This is a genomic window from Polaromonas aquatica, from assembly GCF_042659145.1.
Taxonomy (GTDB): Bacteria; Pseudomonadota; Gammaproteobacteria; order Burkholderiales; family Burkholderiaceae_C; genus Polaromonas; species Polaromonas aquatica.
Map to the genome: position 1 here is coordinate 54,272 of NZ_JBHSRS010000084.1, position 17,878 is coordinate 72,149.

Here is a 17,878-nt window from a genome sequence, read left to right on the forward strand (position 1 = left end):
TCTACAATAATAAGCACATTCCCAGCAGCCCGCAACAGCCTTCAACATGTCGAAAACCCTAGGTAGTGAGATTTCTGAGCTTTCTGCACCCGAAACGGCGCAGCCGCGCAGCGCGCCGCAGATGTTCAAGAAGCTGGCAAGTGCCCCGGCCTACCAGCTGGTGTTTGACGCCATAGAAACCCAAATCGTCTCCGGCGCACTGGTCGTGGGCGACCAGTTGCCGTCAGAAACTGAACTGGCCCGGCAGTTCGGCGTTAACCGCAGCACCGTCCGCGAAGGCATCCGCCTGCTGGAACACTCCGGGTTCGTCGCCCGCGAAGGCAGCAAGCGGCTGCTGGTCACCCTGCCCCATTACATGCACCTGGCCTCCCGCGCCTCTCGCGCCCTGGTGATGCACCAGGTGACTTTCCGGGAACTGTGGGACGCATCGATGGTGACGGAACCTGCTGCTGCGCACCGCGCTGCAACGCGCATCTCTGCGGAGCAACTCGCAGATCTGGAAGCCAACACCGTCGCGATGCGGCAGCACATTGAAGACCCGGTGAGCGTGGTCGAACTGGATGTGGAGTTCCACGACCTGATCGCCGAAGCCTCGGGCAACCGCGTGCTGATGCTCACGCGCGAGCCCATCGGCCTGCTGTTCAAACCGGCCGGCCAGATCATCCTGCCGCGGCTGCACACCCAGCAACGGATCCTGGATGCGCACTGCGCGATTCTCGACCTGCTCAAGCGTGGCGATGCCGACGGCGTTGCCGTCTGGATGACGCGGCACATGGCCGACTTCAAGCGGGGCTATGAAAAAACCGGCGTCGACATGGACACGCCACTCGATATGGCCATGGTAGCGGCGCGCTGACTTTCAGCCGCCGACCAGCTTTGGGCCGGCGCTAGGCCTGCCGCTCGAACACCGCAATCGACTCAACATGCGCCGTGTGCGGAAACATGTTCACAACCCCCGCCGCCGTGCAGCGGTAGGCGCCGCTCTCCTGCAGCACGCCGGCATCGCGTGCCAGCGTCGCCGGGTTGCAGCTGACGTACACAATACGCTTGGGCGGCGTCCAGTCGCCCAGCACCAGGCTTTGCTGGTTCACACCATCGTCACACGGCACGCCGCTCACCAATTGCTGGTGCAGCGCGGCCAGCGACTTAAAGAGCTCGAATGCGCCTTCGCGTGGCGGGTCTACCAGCCACTTGTCGGCCATGCCGTCCTTCGTGAGCAGGGCCGGGGTCATCTCAAAGAGGTTTCTTGCTACAAAAGTCGTAGCTGACAGCGCCCGTCTTGCGCTGGACGCAGGCTTGTTTCTCTCGAAATTTTCACGTGAGCGGGCGACCAGCACCTCGCTGCCCTCGATGCCCAGCACCTCTTTCGCGCGCGTAGCCAGCGGCAGCGTGAAATTGCCCAGACCGCAAAACCAGTCAATCACCCGCTCGTGCGGCTGTACGTCCAGCAGGCGTAGCGCACGCGAGACCAGCACCTGGTTGATGTGCGGGTTGACCTGCGTGAAGTCTGTCGGCTTGAAAGGCATGACCACACCAAACTCCGGCAGCCCGTAGTTCAGCTCCTGCACGGCGTCATCGAGCAGCTTGACGGTGTCCAGCCCGCCCGGCTGCAGCCACCACTGCAGGCCCGGGTTGGCCGCGGCAAAGCCACGCAGGCGAGCCAGGTCGCCATCACTGAGCGGCTCCATGTGCCGCAGCACCATGGCCGTCACCTCATCGCCGCAGGCCAGCTCGATCTGCGGGATGCTTTCCCTGGCGTCCATGCCGGCAATCAGCTCGCGCAGCGGCAGCAGCATGGCGCTGACATGCGGGGGCAACACATGGCACTCACTCATGTCAGCCACATAGCTGCTTTTGCGCTCGTGAAAACCGACCAGCACGGCACCTTTTTTACGCACGTAGCGCACCGACAGGCGCCCACGGTAGCGATAGCCCCAGGCCGGTCCTTCGATTGGCCTGAGAAGGTTTTCCGCCTTGAGCTTGCCGATATGCCAGAGATTGTCTTCCAGCACGCGCTGTTTGACGGCAACCTGCGCGCTCACATGCAGGTGCTGCATCTTGCAGCCGCCGCAGGCACCGGTGTGCATGCCGAAGTGCGGGCACTCGGGGCGCACACGCTGCGACGATTCGCGGTGAATCGCCATCACGACGGCTTTTTCAAACGTGCTTTTTTTCCGGTATACGTTGGCCGTGACCAGCTCAAAAGGCAGGGCACCTTCAATGAAGACGACCTTGCCATCGGGGCGATGGGCTATGCCCTGGGCTTCAATGTCGAGTGACTCCACGCTCAGCAGGTCGAGCGGATATTCCCTGGTTTCGGGGGGCTGTTTGTTCTGGGTTTCTTCTGACATGCCTGAATTGTCTCAGGCCACGCCAGCTGTTTGAGCCATGGGGTCGCCTGCCATCTTTTTCTGCGCTCAAATCGCTACAAAATCAATAGCTGACTGCGCGCTATTTCAGGGGGCCGCAGCCATTTTTCTTTGTCAATTTGGCAAAACGCATTAAAAAAGGGAGCCCTGCAACGCAGGCCTCCCTTTTTTGCATTGAATACCGCCGGCTTATTTCGCCGGCAGGTATTTGGCCGGGTCTACCGGTTTGCCCTGGCGGCGGATTTCAAAGTGCAGCTTCACGCGGTCAGCATCGCTGTTGCCCATCTCGGCAATCTTCTGGCCCTTTTTGACGGTCTGGTCTTCCTTGACCAGCAGGGTCTGGTTGTGCGCGTAGGCGGTCAGGTAGGTGTTGTTGTGCTTGAGGATGATCAGGTTGCCGTAGCCGCGCAAGCCGGCGCCAGCGTACACCACACGCCCATCGGCAGAGGCAACGATGGCGTCCCCGGCCTTGCCGGAGATGTCAAGGCCCTTGTTCTTGGCATCGTCAAACCCGGCGATCAGGCTGCCTTGCGCCGGCCAGATCCATGCAATCTCGTCTTCGCCTGCTGCAACCGGTGCCGGACTGCTTGCAGGCGCCGATGCCGGGCGCGCCGCTGCGCTGGCCGCCGGGGCTGGCGCAGGCGCTGCAGTCCCGCTACTTGCGGTGGCGGTGCCGGAGCTGACCGGCCGCGTTACAACCAGCGGGTTTTCAGCAGTAGGCGGCACCACACGCAGCACCTGGCCGACTTCGATCAGGTTGGGGTTTTCAAGGCTGTTCCAGCGCACGATGTCACGCCAGTTCTGGCCATTTTCCAGGCCGATGCGGATCATGGTATCGCCAGGTTTGACGGTGTAGTAGCCCGGCTTGCCGGCATTTTCAAAACCGGGAAGCTGCTTGACGCCGGCCGTGTCCACCGCGCCCGCGACAGACCGGGACATGCCGGTGCCGCGGTCTTCCACGGGCGCACGGTTCAGTGAGCTGGAGCCGCATCCGGCAAGCAGCAAAACGCCCACCGCCAACAGGCATGACAAGCCCAGGCGGCCGGCCCTTTTCGTCAACGCCTGTGCGGCGGCGGGTAGCGTGGTTGGGAAAGTTGCCATGTTGCACCCTGTCGTTTGATTCATTGCTTCTTTCATCTTCAATGCTGATCTGAATGTGACCAGGATCGCTTGTTAGCTTGTACCTGATTTTAGAGGCACAAAATGTACGGCCTCCAGCAAGGTCTGCCTGATTCCCTGCGGGGTCTTGTCTATCACCACCAGCGCCTGCACGCCGCTGGCGGCCTGCAGCGGGGCCACCAGCCGCCCACCGACCGCCAGCTGGTCAATCCAGGCCGTTGGTATCGCCTCCCCGCCAGCCGCCGCAATGATGGCGGCGTAAGGCGCGCCCTTGGCATAACCAATCATGCCATCGCCAAACAGCAGGTGCACATTGGGCAGGCGAAACGGTCTGAGGTTTTCGCGCGCCTTGTCATGCAGGCCGCGCAGCCGTTCGATGCTGTAAACCTCGCTCGCTAGCTGCCCCAGCACCGCAGCCTGGTAACCGCAGCCGGTGCCGATTTCGAGCACCCGGCCGAGTTTGGCCTTGTTGCCCTGGTCGCCACGCATCAGCAGCTCCAGCATGCGGGCCACCACGTTAGGTTTGGAGATGGTCTGCCCCAGCCCTATGGGCAGGCTGGTGTCTTCATAAGCCTGGTTGACCAGCGCACTGTCCACAAAACGGTGGCGCTCGACCTGGCCCATGGCGGCAAGCACCTGCGGATCGCTCACGCCCTGGGCGGCGAGCTTTTGCACCATGCGGGCACGTATGGCGTGCGAATCCAGTCCCAAACCGCTGGGAACCAGCCTCTGCAGCCCGTTTTTATCATGATTTATGGCCTTGGCCAGCGTGGAATGAGCACCACCAGCTATGCTTTTAGTAGCAGATGGCATGCCTGTTTGAGGCTTCAGGCGAACCGGAAAAGCGGGGCGGCTGCCAGCCGCACCCGCGGTTTTCGCCGGCGCACCGGAAGCTGGCTTGCCAGGCGCCTTCATGTGCGGGCTGACGCCAGGGCTGCGGCGCTTGCTGCGGCCTGGGAGAACGACTGCGCCCAGTAAGGCAGGCGCTCATGGTCCGTCAGGTCAACCTGCAAGGGCGTGATGGCTATAAACCGCTGCTTGGTGGCGTGAAAATCGGTGCCGTCGCCCTCATCCTTTGCCGGGCCGGCACCGCCTATCCAGTACATAGTCTCGCCGCGCGGGCTGGTTTGCGTGATCACCCGTTCAGCCGCATGGCGTCGGCCCAGCCGCGCGACCTTGACGCCCTGTATCTGCTCGTCGGGCAGATTCGGGATGTTGACGTTCAGCAGCCACGGCGGCACCGTGGGCGATTGACCTTCGGCAATGACTTCCAGCGACGGGATCAGCTGTACCACCATGTCGCGCGCGCGCCGGGCAGCCACATCTATATGCGCCCAGCCTTTCTCTGTTTGTGAAAAAGCGATTGCGGGAATGCCGAACAGGTAACCCTCCATCGCAGCACCCACCGTGCCTGAATAAATGGTGTCATCGCCCATATTTGCGCCATTGTTGATGCCGGACACCACCAGGTCCGGCCGGTACCCCAGCAAACCCGTCATGGCAATGTGCACGCAGTCGGCCGGCGTGCCGTTGATGTAGCGAAACCCGTTGGCGGCCGTCTGCACGTACATGGGGGAATGCAGGGTCAGTGCGTTGGATTTGGCGCTGTTGTTCTGCTCTGGCGCCACCACTTCGACGTCGGCAATGTCTTTCAGGGCCTCGTACAGGGCAACGATGCCCGTCGCCTGGTAACCGTCGTCGTTGCAGATAAGGATTTTCATCGCCTGATTTTAGGTCACACGGGTTACGGACGTGACAGCAAAGGGCTCTGCCGGCCGCTGTTTGCCCGTCAACCTGCCTATGATGCAACATCGATCAACAACTGACCACCAACAGAGAGATGGAGATGACCATGCATGCCTGGCTTTGCGAGAACCCCACGGGCGTTGACGCCCTGACCTGGAAAGAACTGCCCACACCGCAACCCAAGTCCGGTGAAGTGCTGGTGGAAGTCAAGGCGGCAAGCCTGAACTTCCCCGACCTGCTGATCGTGCAGAACAAATACCAGATCAAACCGCCCTTGCCTTTTGTGCCCGGCTCAGAATACGCCGGCATTGTGCGGACGGTCGGGGAAGGCGTGAAACACCTGCAGGTTGGCCAGCATGTCGCCTGCCTGTCGGGCACCGGCGGTTTTGCCACCCACACCATCGCGCCAGCTGCCCTGTGCATGCCCCTGCCCGCCGGTTTCCCTTTTGTGGACGCCGCCGCCTTCATCATGATTTATGCCACCTCGCACCACGCGCTGGTAGACCGCGCCCAACTCAAGGCCGGGGAAACCGTGCTGGTGCTGGGTGCGGCAGGCGGTGTGGGCACCTCGGCCATACAGATTGCAAAAGCGGTGGGCGCACGCGTGATTGCCGCAGCGTCGACCGATGAAAAGTGCGCCCTGTGCAAATCGATAGGCGCAGACGCCACCATCAACTACAGCACGGAAAACCTGCGTGAAGCCATCAAGGCCCTGACCGACGGCAAGGGCCCCGACGTGATTTATGACCCGGTTGGCGGTGACTTTGCCGAGCCGGCCTTCCGCTCCATCGCATGGCGCGGCCGCTACCTGGTGGTCGGGTTCGCATCCGGCCCGATCCCGTCACTGCCGCTGAACCTGACATTGCTCAAGGGCGCATCCATCGTCGGCGTGTTCTGGGGCGGCTTTGCCAAACAGGAACCCAAGGCCAGCGCCGCCGCACTCGCCGAGCTGGCCCAGTGGTACGCACAGGGAAAAATCAAACCCGTCATCGACCGCACCATGCCAATGCAGGAACTCAAGGCAGCCTATGCCCACATGGGTTCACGCGGCGTCAAGGGCAAGCTGGTGATGGTGAACTGACACCAGCCAGATCTCATCCGGCCAGCGTGGCCGGAAACAAAAAAGCCCGCTATCAAATAGATAGTGGGCTTTTAAATTTCTTGGGGTGGCTGATGGGGCTCGAACCCACGACAACAGGAATCACAATCCTGGACTCTACCAACTGAGCTACAGCCACCGCAGTCCTAAATTATAGCCGTTAGTTTGACCATAAATCGCGCACCGAAAATTACTGTGTCACGCCGCTGTCTGCCTGGGCCTGCTGGTCGGCACTTGCGCGTACCGGCTTGGCGACCTTGATATCGGCCTTGAAACGCGCTTTCAGTCCGTTGTAATAGGCCAGGCTCTCGGCAGAAGTCCACCATTGCGCATACTGGTTGCGCTCCTGTTTGGCACCGGCTTCCGGTGCCGGATCGCGCGGCAGCACCTTGACGATTTTGACAATCGCATAACCCTGCGCAGCCAGGTCCACGCCGCTGAAAACCGGCAGGCTTGCGGCATCCGTCTTGAGGGCAGCTTCCACCACTTTAGGCGGCAGCTTCTGGGTATCGGCACGCGACACCACCAGCGTCTCCTGCATGGTGGCGGAGGCGGGAGCAGCCTTCCAGGCGGCGAGTTTTGCCATGCCTTCCTTGCGGGCTTCTTCTGCGCCGCGTGTGTCCAGCCAGCGCTGGCGCACGATGTCCTTGACCTCTGCAAACGGCTTGGTACGTGAGGGTGTGTACTGCGTGATGCGACCGGAAATCAACTGGTTGGAAGCCACTTCAACAGCTTCGGTATTGCGCTTTTTCTCAATCGCATCGGGCGAAAAAATCGCGTTCAGGAACTTGGCATTGGCCAGCGCGCCGGTCACGCCGGGTTGCGGCTGGCGGGTCACGGCGGTTGCCGTCTTCACTTCAAGCTTCAGGCGGTCCGCAATCGGCTTGAGGCTGTCTGCCTGCTCGTACACGCCATTGCTGAAAGCTTCGGCCGTTTCGGAAAACTTCTTTTGTGCCTGCTGCTTTTTCACGTCGGCTTCAAGCTCGGGCTTCATTTCTTCGAAGCTGCGCTGCTTGGGTGCCTTGATGTCGGTCAGCTTGATGATGTGGTAGCCAAACTCCGACTCCACGACATCGCTGATATCGCCCTTTTTCATGGCAAAAGCGGCATCGGCAAAAGGTTTGACCATGGCGTCACGCGAGAAAAAGTCCAGGTCCCCGCCATTCGGCGCAGAACCCGGGTCCTGGGAGTTTTTGCGGGCAACATCGGCAAACGAGTCCGGGGCTTTTTTAAGCTGCGCAAGCAGCTCGGCGGCCTTGGCCCTGGCCTTCTGGCGATCTGCCTCAGGCGCGCTCTTGGGCGCTGCGATCAGGATGTGACTGGCGCGGCGCTCTTCCGTTCCGCTCAAGCGCGCGGCATTCTGGTCGTAATAGGCCTTGAGCTCCGCCTCATCGACGGTGATGCCTTTTTTAATCGTGTCCACATCCAGCAGCACGTATTCAATGTTGGCCTGCTCGGGTGCCTGGAACAGGTTCTCGTGGGTTTTGTAAAACTGCTCGAGATCGGCATCCGTGGGTTTGAGTTTGGCGGCGTACTCGGCAGCCGGAAAGCCGGCGATCTGGATCTCGCGCCGTTCAAAATAGGCATTGAGCGCGGTGTCGGCCACCTGGTTGGAGGCAAAGCCGCTGCCTGCCACGCCCATCAGCACCTGGCGATTGGACAGGTCCTTGCGCACGTTGGCTTCGAATATCTCGGGGCTCATGCCCTGGCTGCCGAGCATCTGGCGGTAACGCTCCATGTCGAGCGTGCCGTCTGCGCGGCGCAGTGCGGCAATGTCAGGATTCTCATGCAATTCGCGCGCCAGGCGCTGGTCGCTGGTATTGAGTTTCAGTTTGTTTGCGGCTGCGGCCAGCACGCGGTCACGCACCAGGCGCTCCAGCGTGGCGTAGCGTGCCTCGGGCGAATCCAGCAGCTTGGGGTCCAGCGAAGGCATGGAGGCACGCAGCCTTTCGGCTTCCTGCTGGTGCGCCCTGTCCCACTCCGTCTGGGTGATGTCCTGGCCGTCGACCTTTGCAACCACGGCAGCCTGGTCCTTCGAGCGGTTGTAGCCATCCAGTCCAAACAGAATGAAGGACGGAACAATCAGCAAAAACAGCAGCGCCATGGTCCACTTGGTGTGCTTGCGAATGAAATCAAACATCTCGATTTTCCTGTACGGCCGACAAGGGGCAAAAAGAAGGGACTGGCTGAAAACCAGATGACAAGCCAGGTAAAAATTTCCGCGAGCCCAAAAGAAAAAGGCGAACCATCTGTTCGCCTTCGTTCGGATTGACTCCGGATTATCCCAGTCTGTGGTGGGTGCTGACGGGCTCGAACCGCCGACCTACGCCGTGTAAGGGCGCTGCTCTACCAACTGAGCTAAGCACCCCACAAACTTTTCAAACCATATACATCAGTTCAAAGCGTCTTTGAGCGCCTTGCCCGGACGGAACTTTGGAACCTTGGCTGCCTTGATTTTAATCGCATCGCCGGTACGCGGATTGCGGCCCGTGCGCGCAGCACGTTTGCCCACTGCAAAAGTACCAAAACCCACCAGAGACACCGAGCCTCCTTTTTTCAGGGTTGTTTTGACGGCACCAATGGTAGCTTCCAGGGCGCGCGTTGCGGCGGCTTTGGAAATATCGGCGTGTTTTGCAATGTGTTCGATCAGTTCAGTCTTGTTCACAAGGGACCCCTCGTTGATAAAAGTTAATCTGGTTGTCTCTAAAAAATATCTCCCGGGATATCGATGAGCGATATCAGCGGGAGGCGGCAGGCGCAGGTTATCTGCTGATCACATTAGAGCCATGGACTTCCAAGGTGTCAATACAGCATCGGGTTTTTACAACGTGCGGACGCGGATTCTAGCCTCATTTTTCACGCTTTCACGGCATGACTGTCTGTACACGTTGCAATTTTCCTGCCTTGCAAAAAAGACAGATCAACCAAGCGCAGCGGCAATCGCCTTGCCGACATCCGCTGTGGAGGCACTGCCACCCAGGTCGGGCGTGCGCGGTGCACCACTCTGGGGAGCAAGCACTTTTTCGATGGCAGCCAGGACCGCATCGTGCGCGTCCTTGTGCCCGAGGAACTCCAGCATCATCGCGCCACACCATATCTGCCCGATGGGGTTGGCCACCTGGCGGCCGGCAATGTCAGGCGCAGAACCGTGCACGGGCTCAAACAGCGAAGGAAATTTCCGCTCCGGATTCAGGTTGGCGCTGGGTGCAATGCCAATCGTGCCGGTGCATGCCGGACCGAGGTCGCTAAGGATGTCGCCAAAAAGATTACTGGCCACGACCACGTCAAAAAAATCGGGCCTCTGCACAAAATGCGCCGTGAGGATATCGATATGGAATTTATCGAGCGTGATGCCCGGATAGCCCCTGGCCATCTCCGCCACACGCTCATCCCAGTAAGGCATGGAGATTGAAATGCCGTTGGACTTGGTGGCGCTGGTCAGGTGTTTTTTCGGCCGCGACTGGGCCAGCTCGAATGCGAACTTCAAGACACGGTCCACGCCTATGCGCGTGAACACCGACTCCTGCAGGACGAACTCCCTGTCGGTTCCCGGAAAAGCCTTGCCGCCTATGCTGGAGTACTCGCCCTCGGTGTTTTCACGAACAATGTAAAAATCGATTTCCCCGGGCTGGCGCGGGCTGCCGTCACGGCGCACCACAGGCGCGATGATGCCGGGCATCAGGCGAGCCGGGCGCAGGTTGATGTACTGGTCAAACTCGCGGCGAAACAGCAGCAGCGATCCCCACAATGAAACATGGTCGGCAATCTTGTCCGGCCATCCCACGGCGCCGAAATAAATCGCGTCGTGCCCGCCGATCTGGTCCTTCCAGTTGTCGGGCAACATTTTTCCGTGTTTTTCGTAGTAGTCCCAGCTTGAAAAATCGAAGTGGTCAAACTGCAGGTCTATGCCGAATTTGCGCGCAGCAGCGTCCATCACGCGTATGCCCTCTGGCATGACTTCCTTGCCAATGCCGTCACCAGCGATCACTGCGATTCGTTTTTTACCCATGCTCATGGTGTGTTCCTCGGTTCAGGTTTTGAAAAAATTCAGGGCTTGTGCAAGCAGCAACCCGGGTGCTTCTTCTGCAATGTAATGTCCGCAGGGCAGGCTTGAGCCTGACACCGCCTCGGCACGCTCGCGCCAAAGAGCCAGCACATCAAAACACTTGCCTACCGCACCGTGTTCGCCCCACAACACATGCAGCGGCTGCAACAGCTTGCGACCGGCGGCCACATCGGCCCGATCATGCACAAGATCCAGGGTGGCCGAGGCACGGTAGTCTTCACAGATGGCGTGCGCCGTGCCTGGAATCTGCGCGCAACGTTCATATTCGGCAAGCGCCTGCGGCGCAAATGCCGTCATTCCCGCATGGCGCTTGCCCATCACGCCATGCAGGTAACGAACCGGGCCGGACTCTATCAATGCTTCCGGCAGGGGCGGCGGCTGGATCAGGAAAAACCAGTGCCAGTAAGCCGTGGCAAAAGCCTCGGTGGTGTTGCTGTACATTGCCAGCGTGGGCGCAATGTCGAGCAGCATCAAACGTTCAACGGCTTCGGGATGGTCCACCGCCAGGCGATGCGCAACCCGCGCGCCCCGGTCATGTGCCAGCACCTGAAAGCGACCAAACCCGTGGTGCTGCATCACGGCCACTGCATCCCGCGCCATTTCCCTTTTTGAATAAACCGCATGCTGCGCGTCACCAGGAGGCCTTGCAGAGTCGCCATAACCACGCAAGTCCATCGCAACGACCGTGAAATGCTCCGCCAGCTTTGGCGCAACCTGGTGCCACATCACATGCGTCTGCGGGTGACCGTGCAGCAAAAGCAAAGGCTGGCCGCTGCCGCCGCGCAGTGTGTGGATCCGGCCAGCGGGGCCCTGGACCGTGCCTGCAACAAAATTCTCAAACAAGATGGCGGCTTTCCGGATAAAAAAGTTCAACCGTTTTATTCAACGTTGTCATGCCCTGATGATGCCCAACGGGGCGGCCGTATTCAAGCAATAATAAATACTTTTATTATTTCCAAAAAGGAACTAATGGAGCGAAGCGATCTTGAACTGGTGCTGGCAGTGCGCGACCACGGCAGCCTGGCCGCGGCGGCCCTCAGCCTGGATATTGCGCCACCCGCGGTGACAAAGCGGCTCGCCGCACTTGAAGCAAGCCTTGGCCAAAAGCTGTTTCAGCGCACAACCCGCCGCGTCAGCCCGACGGCGGAAGGCGAAACCGTGTGTGACCGCGCAATCGTGCTGCTGCAGGGCTTCAGGGACCTGGAAGCCGAGCTGCAGGAAAGGCAGAAAGAGCCGACCGGGAAAATCCGGCTGGCGGCCACGTTCGGGTTCGGCAGGCTCTGGCTCGGGCCAGCGCTGGCACGCTTCCAGGAGCGTTACCCCAAACTGGAAGTGCAGCTGCAATTGACGGAACAATTGCCCGACCTGGCAGCAGAAGGGTTTGATGGCGCCGTCTGGTTGTGGTCGCTGCGCGGCAGCCAGGCTGCGCAATGGGTCTCCAGGCGGCTGGCACGCAACCAGCGTGTTCTCGTGGCCTCTCCGGCGTATCTCAAGGCGCATGGCGAACCTCAGGATGTACAGGCCTTGCAGCAGCACGCCTGCCTGATCGCACGTGAAAACAGCAATGCAGCCGGGCAGCCGTTTAACGTATGGCAGCTCAAAAGAGAAAAAGACAAACGGGATACTGAACGCAGCGAAGCCCGTGTGCGTGTCAACGGCCCGCTGACAAGCAATTCCGGCGAACTGGTGCGGGACTGGTGCCTGGACGGGCGCGGCATCATGCTGCGAAGCCTCTGGGACATTGCGCCGCAACTGGCCTCTGGAGAGCTTGTACGGGTGTTGCCGTCCTGGTCGATGCCCGATGCGGACATCCACTGGCTGGCGCCTTACCGGGCCGATGCGCCCCGGCGCATCCGGCTGCTGATTGATTTCCTGCTGAGCCAGTTCACAGGGGAGCCATGGAAGGTCAACCGGCCTTCAGCTTCGGCTGGGCGGCGCGCACTACCAGGCTCACACCCAGCGCCGTCAGCGCCGTCCCGATCACGGTCGAGGTCGTGATCGGTTCATCAAACAGGACCCAGGCCATCAGCGCGGTGGTAGGCGGCACCAGGTACAACAGGCTGGTGACCGCCGTGGCGGCGCCGCGCTGGATCAGCAAATACAGCAGCGAGCTGCCGCCCAGTGTCAGGGCAAGCACAGACCAGGCCATGGCACCCACGAATTGATGGTTCCAGACAATGGCCTCGTGCTCCAGCAAGGTCAAGGGCAAAGTCACCAGCAGCGCCGCGCCCAGCTGGATCGCATTGGCGCTGCGCACGTCGGTGGGCTGCACAAAGCGCTTCTGGTAAAGCGTTCCGGCCGTGATGCTGAGCAGCGCAACCACGGTAGCCGTCAGCGTCAAAGCCGTGACCTCGTGGCCGGTACCGAACTTGCGTGACACCACCAGCAGAAGACCACCCAGCCCAAGCGCAAGCCCCAGCCATTGCCGGGACGTTACTTTCTGCGCCTGCGGGCCATCGTTTCCCGAGGCAAGCCAGGACACCCACAAGGCGGTCAGAACCGGCTGCAAACCCACAATCAATGCCGTCAGACCTGAGCCCATGCCGGCCTTCACGGCTATCCAGACACCGCCCAGATAACCCGCATGCATCAGCACACCGGTCACACCAAGGTGCAGCCATTGCTGACGCCCGCGCGGCCAGGAGGCGCGTGCCAGCTGTATCCAGACCAGGAAACAGACGATGGACAAAAAATAGCGGATCGCCAGGAAAGTCAGCGGCGGCGCATAAGGCAGGCCGAATTTGGCAACGATGAAGCCGGTGCTCCAGATCAGGACAAACACGGCGGGCATGGCCCGGATCAGGGCGCTGTCGGAAGGCGTGGAACTCACGGGCGGCAGCTCATGAACAACCCGGTTTATTTGGCCCGCGCACGGATTTCCGGAATGGCTTTTTGCAGGTAATAAATCATGGACCAGACCGTGAGGATCGCCGAGATCCAGATCAGCCAGGTGCCCCACAGGTGGGTGTTGATCACGCCGAACAGCGTGCCGTCAAACAACAGGAACGGGATCGCGATCATCTGGACCATGGTCTTGACCTTGCCCAGCATGTGCACGGCCACGCTTTTGGTGGCGCCGATGATGGCCATCCACTCGCGCAGGGCGGAGATTGCGATTTCACGGCCAATGATGATGAGCGCGACAAAAACATCGGCCCGCTGCAAATGCACCAGCACCAGCAGCGAGGCACACACCAGGAACTTGTCGGCCACCGGGTCCAGGAAGGCGCCGAATGATGAAGTCTGGTTGAGCTTGCGGGCCAAAAAGCCGTCCAGCCAGTCGGTGGCGGCGAAGACCACAAACATCACCGTGGCGATCAGGTTGCGTTCAGCAGGGGCGAAGTTCAGGTAGAACACGCCCACAATCAGGGGAATCGCAACTATGCGAGTCCAGGTCATCAGGGTAGGAATAGTCCAGAACATCTTCATGCATTTTGGCATGAGCCGGACAACTCCGTGCGCCGCGGCCAAAAGTTCAATGCAGCGCGCGGTAAATTTCTTCAGCCAGTTCGCGCGAAATGCCGTCCACGGTCGCGATATCTTCAGCGCTGGCCGATGCAATCGCACGTATGCCGCCAAAACGCTGCAGCAGGCTGGCGCGGCGCTTGGGGCCTATGCCGGCAATGTCTTCAAGGCGGCTGGAGCCCGTGCGCACCGAGGCACGTTTGGCTCGCATGCCGGTAATTGCAAAACGGTGCGCCTCGTCGCGTATCTGCGCAATCAGCATCAACGCCGCCGAGTCGCGGCCAAGGTAAATCTTTTCGCGGCCATCTGCAAACACCAGTTCTTCCAGGCCCACCTTGCGGCCCTCGCCTTTTTCAACGCCGGCAATCAGGCCCAGGTCCAGGCCGAGTTCAGTGAACACTTCCCGCGCCATCGATACCTGGCCCTTGCCGCCATCGACCAGCACCAGGTCCGGCAACCTGGCCTCGTTGTTGCGGGCGGCCTCGGCCAGCTTGCTGTAGCGGCGCGTCAACACCTGGCGCATGGCGGCATAGTCGTCGCCGGGGGTGATGCCTTCGATGTTGTAGCGGCGGTATTCGGCGCTTTGCATCTTGTGCCCGTGGAACACCACGCACGAAGCCTGGGTTGACTCGCCGGCCGTGTGTGAGATATCAAAACACTCGATGCGCAACGCCGCCAGGTCTTCCATCTTCAGGTCCAGCGCCTCGGCCAGCGCGCGCGTGCGGGCCTGTTGCGAACCCTGCTCGGCCAGCAGGCGCGCCAGTTGCAGGCCGGCATTTTTCTCCGCCATTTCCAGCCAGATGCGGCGCTGTTCGCGCGGCTGGTGAACCGCCGCGATGCGCGTGCCGGTTTGTGCAACCAGCGCGGCAATCAGGTCCTTGTCCACCGGCTCGCTGCACACCAGCGTGGGCGGCACGGGCACGTCAATGTAGTGCTGGGCGATAAAGGCTTCCAGCACCAGTGCTTCGAGGGATTTGGCATTTTTCGCGGGACGTGTTTGCGTTGCCGGGCTTGCCGTTGCGCCGGATTCAGCAGGTTCAACCGGTTCGGCATCCAGCTCCGCCACATCCACGGCGTTTTCAATGTGGGTCGGAAAGTACGGCCTGTCCCCCAGGTGCCGGCCGCCGCGCACCATGGCCAGGTTCACACAGGCCTTGCCGCCCTGCACCTTCACAGCCAGGATGTCCACATCCTTGTCTCCGCCTGTCTCCATGGACTGCTGGTGCAGCACCTTGGACAGCGCCGACATCTGGTTGCGCAGTTCGGCGGCCTGTTCAAACTCCAGCTTTTCCGCGTGTTGCAGCATCTTCTGCTCAAGCCCGTTCAGGATGTCCTGGGTTTCACCCCTCAGGAAACGCTCGGCATTGGCCACGTCCTGTGTGTACTGCCCGGCCGTGATGTGGCCGACGCACGGCGCCGAGCAGCGCTTGATCTGGTACAGCAGGCAGGGCCGCGTGCGGTTGTTGAACACCGTGTCTTCGCAGGTGCGCAGCTTGAAAACCTTTTGCAGCAGCAAAATGCTTTCCTTGACGGCCCAGGCGCTGGGGTAAGGCCCGAAGTAGTGGTGTTTTTTCTCGACCGCGCCGCGGTAATAGGCAACCCGCTGAAAAGCCGGCGCCGACAGGGCCCCGCCCCCCTCTTTGGCATGCGGGCCGGTGATCTTGAGGTAGGGGTAGCTTTTGTCGTCCCGGAACAGGATGTTGAACTTCGGGTTCAGCGTCTTGATGAGGTTGTTTTCCAGCAGCAGCGCCTCAGCCTCGGAACGCACGACCGTGGTTTCCATGCGGGCTATCTTTGTCACCATGTGGCCTATGCGCGTGCCGCCATGGTTTTTCTGGAAATAATTCGAGACGCGTTTTTTCAGGTTGCGCGCCTTGCCCACATACAGCACCGCACCGTCCGCATCGAAATAACGGTAAACCCCCGGCAAGGCCGGCAGCGCCGCTACCTCGCTCAGCAATTGGGGATCGAATTCGTGTGCTTTGGTCATGGAATCAAAAGGGCGCCGATATCAGGAAACCCGTATTGTGGACAATCCTGTCATGAATCGCAGTTTGGTTACCCGGCAATGGGACATTTTTTGCAAGGTCATCGACAACTTTGGCGACATCGGCATCTGCTGGCGCCTGGCCGCAGACCTGGCTTCACGCGGGCAGCGGGTCCGGCTCTGGGTAGACGATGCGAGTGCGCTGGCCTGGATGGCACCGACGGGCTGCGAGGGCGTTCGTATCCTGCCGTGGCGCGAGCCGCTGGCCCCGGCCGACCTGGAGTGCCTCAACACAGCTCCCACCGACGTCCTTGTCGAGGCCTTCGGCTGCGAAATTGCTACTGAATTCATAGCTACCTGCGCGCATGCAGCGGAGGCCAGGGGCATAAAACCCGTATGGATCAACCTCGAATACCTGTCTGCCGAGGTTTATGCAGAGCGCAACCATGCCCTGCCCTCGCCCGTCCTGCGCGGCCCGGCGGCCGGCTGGACCAAGTGGTTTTTTTACCCGGGCTTCACGGCACAAACCGGCGGCCTGCTGCACGAGCCCGGCCTGGCCCAACGCCAGGCGGCGTTTGACCGGGCGGGCTGGTTAAACCGCCAGGGCCTGGAGGGCATAGCCAGTCACGGTGAAACACTGGTGTCCCTGTTTTGTTACGAACCACCGGCGCTGGCCTCCCTGCTGCGCCAATGGGCCGATTCGGGCCTGAACGGCCGGCCCGTGCACCTGCTGGTCGCTGCGGGGCGCGCGCATCTTGCAGTCAAGGCCGCAATCGCCGCTGAAAACCTTCAGTTTAATGACAAAAAAGGCCTGCAGCCCCCGGCTGATGCGCGCAACCAGCTATCAATTTCATACCTCCCCTTGCTGACCCAGGTCGATTTTGACCACCTGCTTTGGGCCTGCGATCTCAACTTTGTGCGCGGCGAGGACTCCATCGTGCGGGCCCTGTGGGCTGGCAAACCCTTTGTCTGGCATATTTACCCACAGGATGACGACGCGCACCGCGCCAAGCTGGATGCGTTTCTGGACATGCTTGGGGCTCCGCCTTCCCTGCGCGCCGTCCATCACATCTGGAATACCGGCAACCCGACTGATCTGGCGGAAAAACACCCGGCGGATGGCCTGGCCAGCCTTATGGCGGATCTGCCGGCCTGGCAAAAAACGGTGCTAAAGGCGCAAGCCAGGCACCTGGCACAGGAAGATTTGACCGGCGTCCTGCTGAAATTCGTGGAAAAAACCCGTTAAAATCAAAGGCTTTGCAGAATTTGCCGGGTGATTTCACTTTCAGGCAGGCTTTGCACTCCGCCGCAGAACATGCACCAGGCACTGACGCATTGCGCATCAGGCACTGACGCGTTGAGCGGCCTACTTCAAAAATACCGCAAGCTATTGCGTTAATACTGACATGAAAATCGCTCAAGAAATCCGCGCAGGCAACGTCATCATGCACGGCAAGGACCCCATGGTCGTGCTCAAGACCGAATACAGCCGCGGCGGCCGCAACTCGGCCACCGTCCGCATGAAGCTCAAGAGCCTGCTGAACAACTTCAACACCGAAGTCGTGTTCAAGGCCGACGACAAGATCGACCAGGTCATCCTCGACAAGAAGGATTGCACCTACTCCTACTTCGCAGACCCGATGTACATCTGCATGGACTCCGACTACAACCAGTACGAAGTCGAAGCCGAAAACATGGGCGACTCGCTGAACTACCTGCAGGACGGCATGGAACTCGAAGTCGTGTTCTACGACGGCAAGGCCATTTCGGTTGAGCTGCCCACCAGCGTCCAGCGCGAGATCACCTGGACCGAGCCCGCCGTCAAGGGCGACACATCCGGCAAGGTGCTCAAGCCCGCCAAGATCGCCACCGGCTTTGAAATCGGCGTGCCTATCTTCGTGGCGCAAGGCGATGTGGTCGAGATCGACACCCGCACCGGCGAATACCGCAAGCGCGTCTAAGCAAACCGCATCAAAGGCCGGACGCACCGGCCCCCTCAACAAAAGGCTCCCCAGGGAGCCTTTTTT

Annotated in this window: 16 protein-coding genes and 2 tRNA genes; 5 read left to right on the forward strand and 13 right to left on the reverse strand. The window is 60.6% G+C overall.

Annotation, left to right across the window (positions count from 1 at the left end):
* Positions 1-46: 46 nt before the first annotated feature.
* A complete protein-coding gene (locus tag ACFQND_RS21485) occupies positions 47-856 on the forward strand; it encodes a FadR/GntR family transcriptional regulator (protein WP_371439586.1) in 810 nt (269 codons plus the stop codon).
* 31 nt (positions 857-887) lie between these two features.
* On the opposite strand, the gene rlmD is transcribed toward ACFQND_RS21485, so the two are convergent.
* From rlmD to surE, 4 genes are all read right to left on the reverse strand, one after another.
* Positions 888-2,351 carry a 23S rRNA (uracil(1939)-C(5))-methyltransferase RlmD gene (rlmD, locus tag ACFQND_RS21490; protein ID WP_371439587.1) on the reverse strand — a complete coding sequence of 488 codons (1,464 nt, stop codon included), beginning with the start codon at positions 2,349-2,351 and terminating at the stop codon, positions 888-890.
* A gap of 207 nt (positions 2,352-2,558) precedes the next feature.
* Complete coding sequence (locus ACFQND_RS21495) at positions 2,559-3,470, reverse strand: peptidoglycan DD-metalloendopeptidase family protein (protein ID WP_371439588.1); 912 nt, start codon at positions 3,468-3,470, stop codon at positions 2,559-2,561.
* A gap of 72 nt (positions 3,471-3,542) precedes the next feature.
* Complete coding sequence (locus ACFQND_RS21500) at positions 3,543-4,301, reverse strand: protein-L-isoaspartate(D-aspartate) O-methyltransferase (RefSeq protein WP_371439589.1); 759 nt, start codon at positions 4,299-4,301, stop codon at positions 3,543-3,545.
* A gap of 98 nt (positions 4,302-4,399) precedes the next feature.
* Positions 4,400-5,209: a 5'/3'-nucleotidase SurE gene (gene surE, locus ACFQND_RS21505; RefSeq protein WP_371439590.1), complete on the reverse strand. Its 810-nt coding sequence runs from the start codon at positions 5,207-5,209 to the stop codon at positions 4,400-4,402.
* A gap of 131 nt (positions 5,210-5,340) precedes the next feature.
* Here surE and ACFQND_RS21510 point away from each other — a divergent pair, with 131 nt between their 5' ends.
* Complete coding sequence (locus ACFQND_RS21510) at positions 5,341-6,315, forward strand: NADPH:quinone oxidoreductase family protein (RefSeq protein WP_371439591.1); 975 nt, start codon at positions 5,341-5,343, stop codon at positions 6,313-6,315.
* An 81-nt stretch (positions 6,316-6,396) separates the two neighbouring features.
* Here the strand turns inward: ACFQND_RS21510 and ACFQND_RS21515 are convergent.
* From ACFQND_RS21515 to ACFQND_RS21540, 6 genes are all read right to left on the reverse strand, one after another.
* Positions 6,397-6,472 (reverse strand) — tRNA-His (locus ACFQND_RS21515).
* Positions 6,473-6,523: 51 nt separating this feature from the next.
* Complete coding sequence (locus ACFQND_RS21520; protein ID WP_371439592.1) at positions 6,524-8,473, reverse strand: SurA N-terminal domain-containing protein; 1,950 nt, start codon at positions 8,471-8,473, stop codon at positions 6,524-6,526.
* 152 nt (positions 8,474-8,625) lie between these two features.
* Positions 8,626-8,701 (reverse strand) — tRNA-Val (locus ACFQND_RS21525).
* Positions 8,702-8,725: 24 nt separating this feature from the next.
* Positions 8,726-8,998, reverse strand: a complete 273-nt coding sequence (locus ACFQND_RS21530; protein WP_371439593.1) for an HU family DNA-binding protein — start codon at positions 8,996-8,998, stop codon at positions 8,726-8,728.
* 255 nt (positions 8,999-9,253) lie between these two features.
* A complete protein-coding gene (locus tag ACFQND_RS21535) occupies positions 9,254-10,342 on the reverse strand; it encodes a tartrate dehydrogenase (RefSeq protein ID WP_371440070.1) in 1,089 nt (362 codons plus the stop codon).
* Between the two features lie 21 nt (positions 10,343-10,363).
* Positions 10,364-11,242: an alpha/beta fold hydrolase gene (locus ACFQND_RS21540; RefSeq protein WP_371439594.1), complete on the reverse strand. Its 879-nt coding sequence runs from the start codon at positions 11,240-11,242 to the stop codon at positions 10,364-10,366.
* A 126-nt stretch (positions 11,243-11,368) separates the two neighbouring features.
* Between ACFQND_RS21540 and ACFQND_RS21545 the strand changes: the two genes are divergently transcribed.
* Complete coding sequence (locus ACFQND_RS21545) at positions 11,369-12,397, forward strand: LysR family transcriptional regulator (RefSeq protein WP_371439595.1); 1,029 nt, start codon at positions 11,369-11,371, stop codon at positions 12,395-12,397.
* On the opposite strand, the gene ACFQND_RS21550 is transcribed toward ACFQND_RS21545, so the two are convergent.
* From ACFQND_RS21550 to uvrC, 3 genes are all read right to left on the reverse strand, one after another.
* Positions 12,306-13,190, reverse strand: a complete 885-nt coding sequence (locus tag ACFQND_RS21550; RefSeq protein ID WP_371440071.1) for a DMT family transporter — start codon at positions 13,188-13,190, stop codon at positions 12,306-12,308. The genes ACFQND_RS21545 and ACFQND_RS21550 overlap by 92 nt on opposite strands.
* Positions 13,191-13,255: 65 nt before the next feature.
* Positions 13,256-13,822 carry a CDP-diacylglycerol--glycerol-3-phosphate 3-phosphatidyltransferase gene (gene pgsA, locus ACFQND_RS21555; protein WP_371439596.1) on the reverse strand — a complete coding sequence of 189 codons (567 nt, stop codon included), beginning with the start codon at positions 13,820-13,822 and terminating at the stop codon, positions 13,256-13,258.
* Positions 13,823-13,874: 52 nt separating this feature from the next.
* Complete coding sequence (uvrC, locus tag ACFQND_RS21560; RefSeq protein ID WP_371439597.1) at positions 13,875-15,854, reverse strand: excinuclease ABC subunit UvrC; 1,980 nt, start codon at positions 15,852-15,854, stop codon at positions 13,875-13,877.
* Between the two features lie 52 nt (positions 15,855-15,906).
* Here uvrC and earP point away from each other — a divergent pair, with 52 nt between their 5' ends.
* Together earP and efp are read left to right on the forward strand one after the other, a co-directional pair.
* Positions 15,907-17,097, forward strand: a complete 1,191-nt coding sequence (gene earP, locus ACFQND_RS21565; protein ID WP_371439598.1) for an elongation factor P maturation arginine rhamnosyltransferase EarP — start codon at positions 15,907-15,909, stop codon at positions 17,095-17,097.
* Positions 17,098-17,257: 160 nt separating this feature from the next.
* Positions 17,258-17,812, forward strand: a complete 555-nt coding sequence (gene efp / locus ACFQND_RS21570) for an elongation factor P (RefSeq protein ID WP_371439599.1) — start codon at positions 17,258-17,260, stop codon at positions 17,810-17,812.
* The last annotated feature ends 66 nt before the right edge of the window (positions 17,813-17,878 follow it).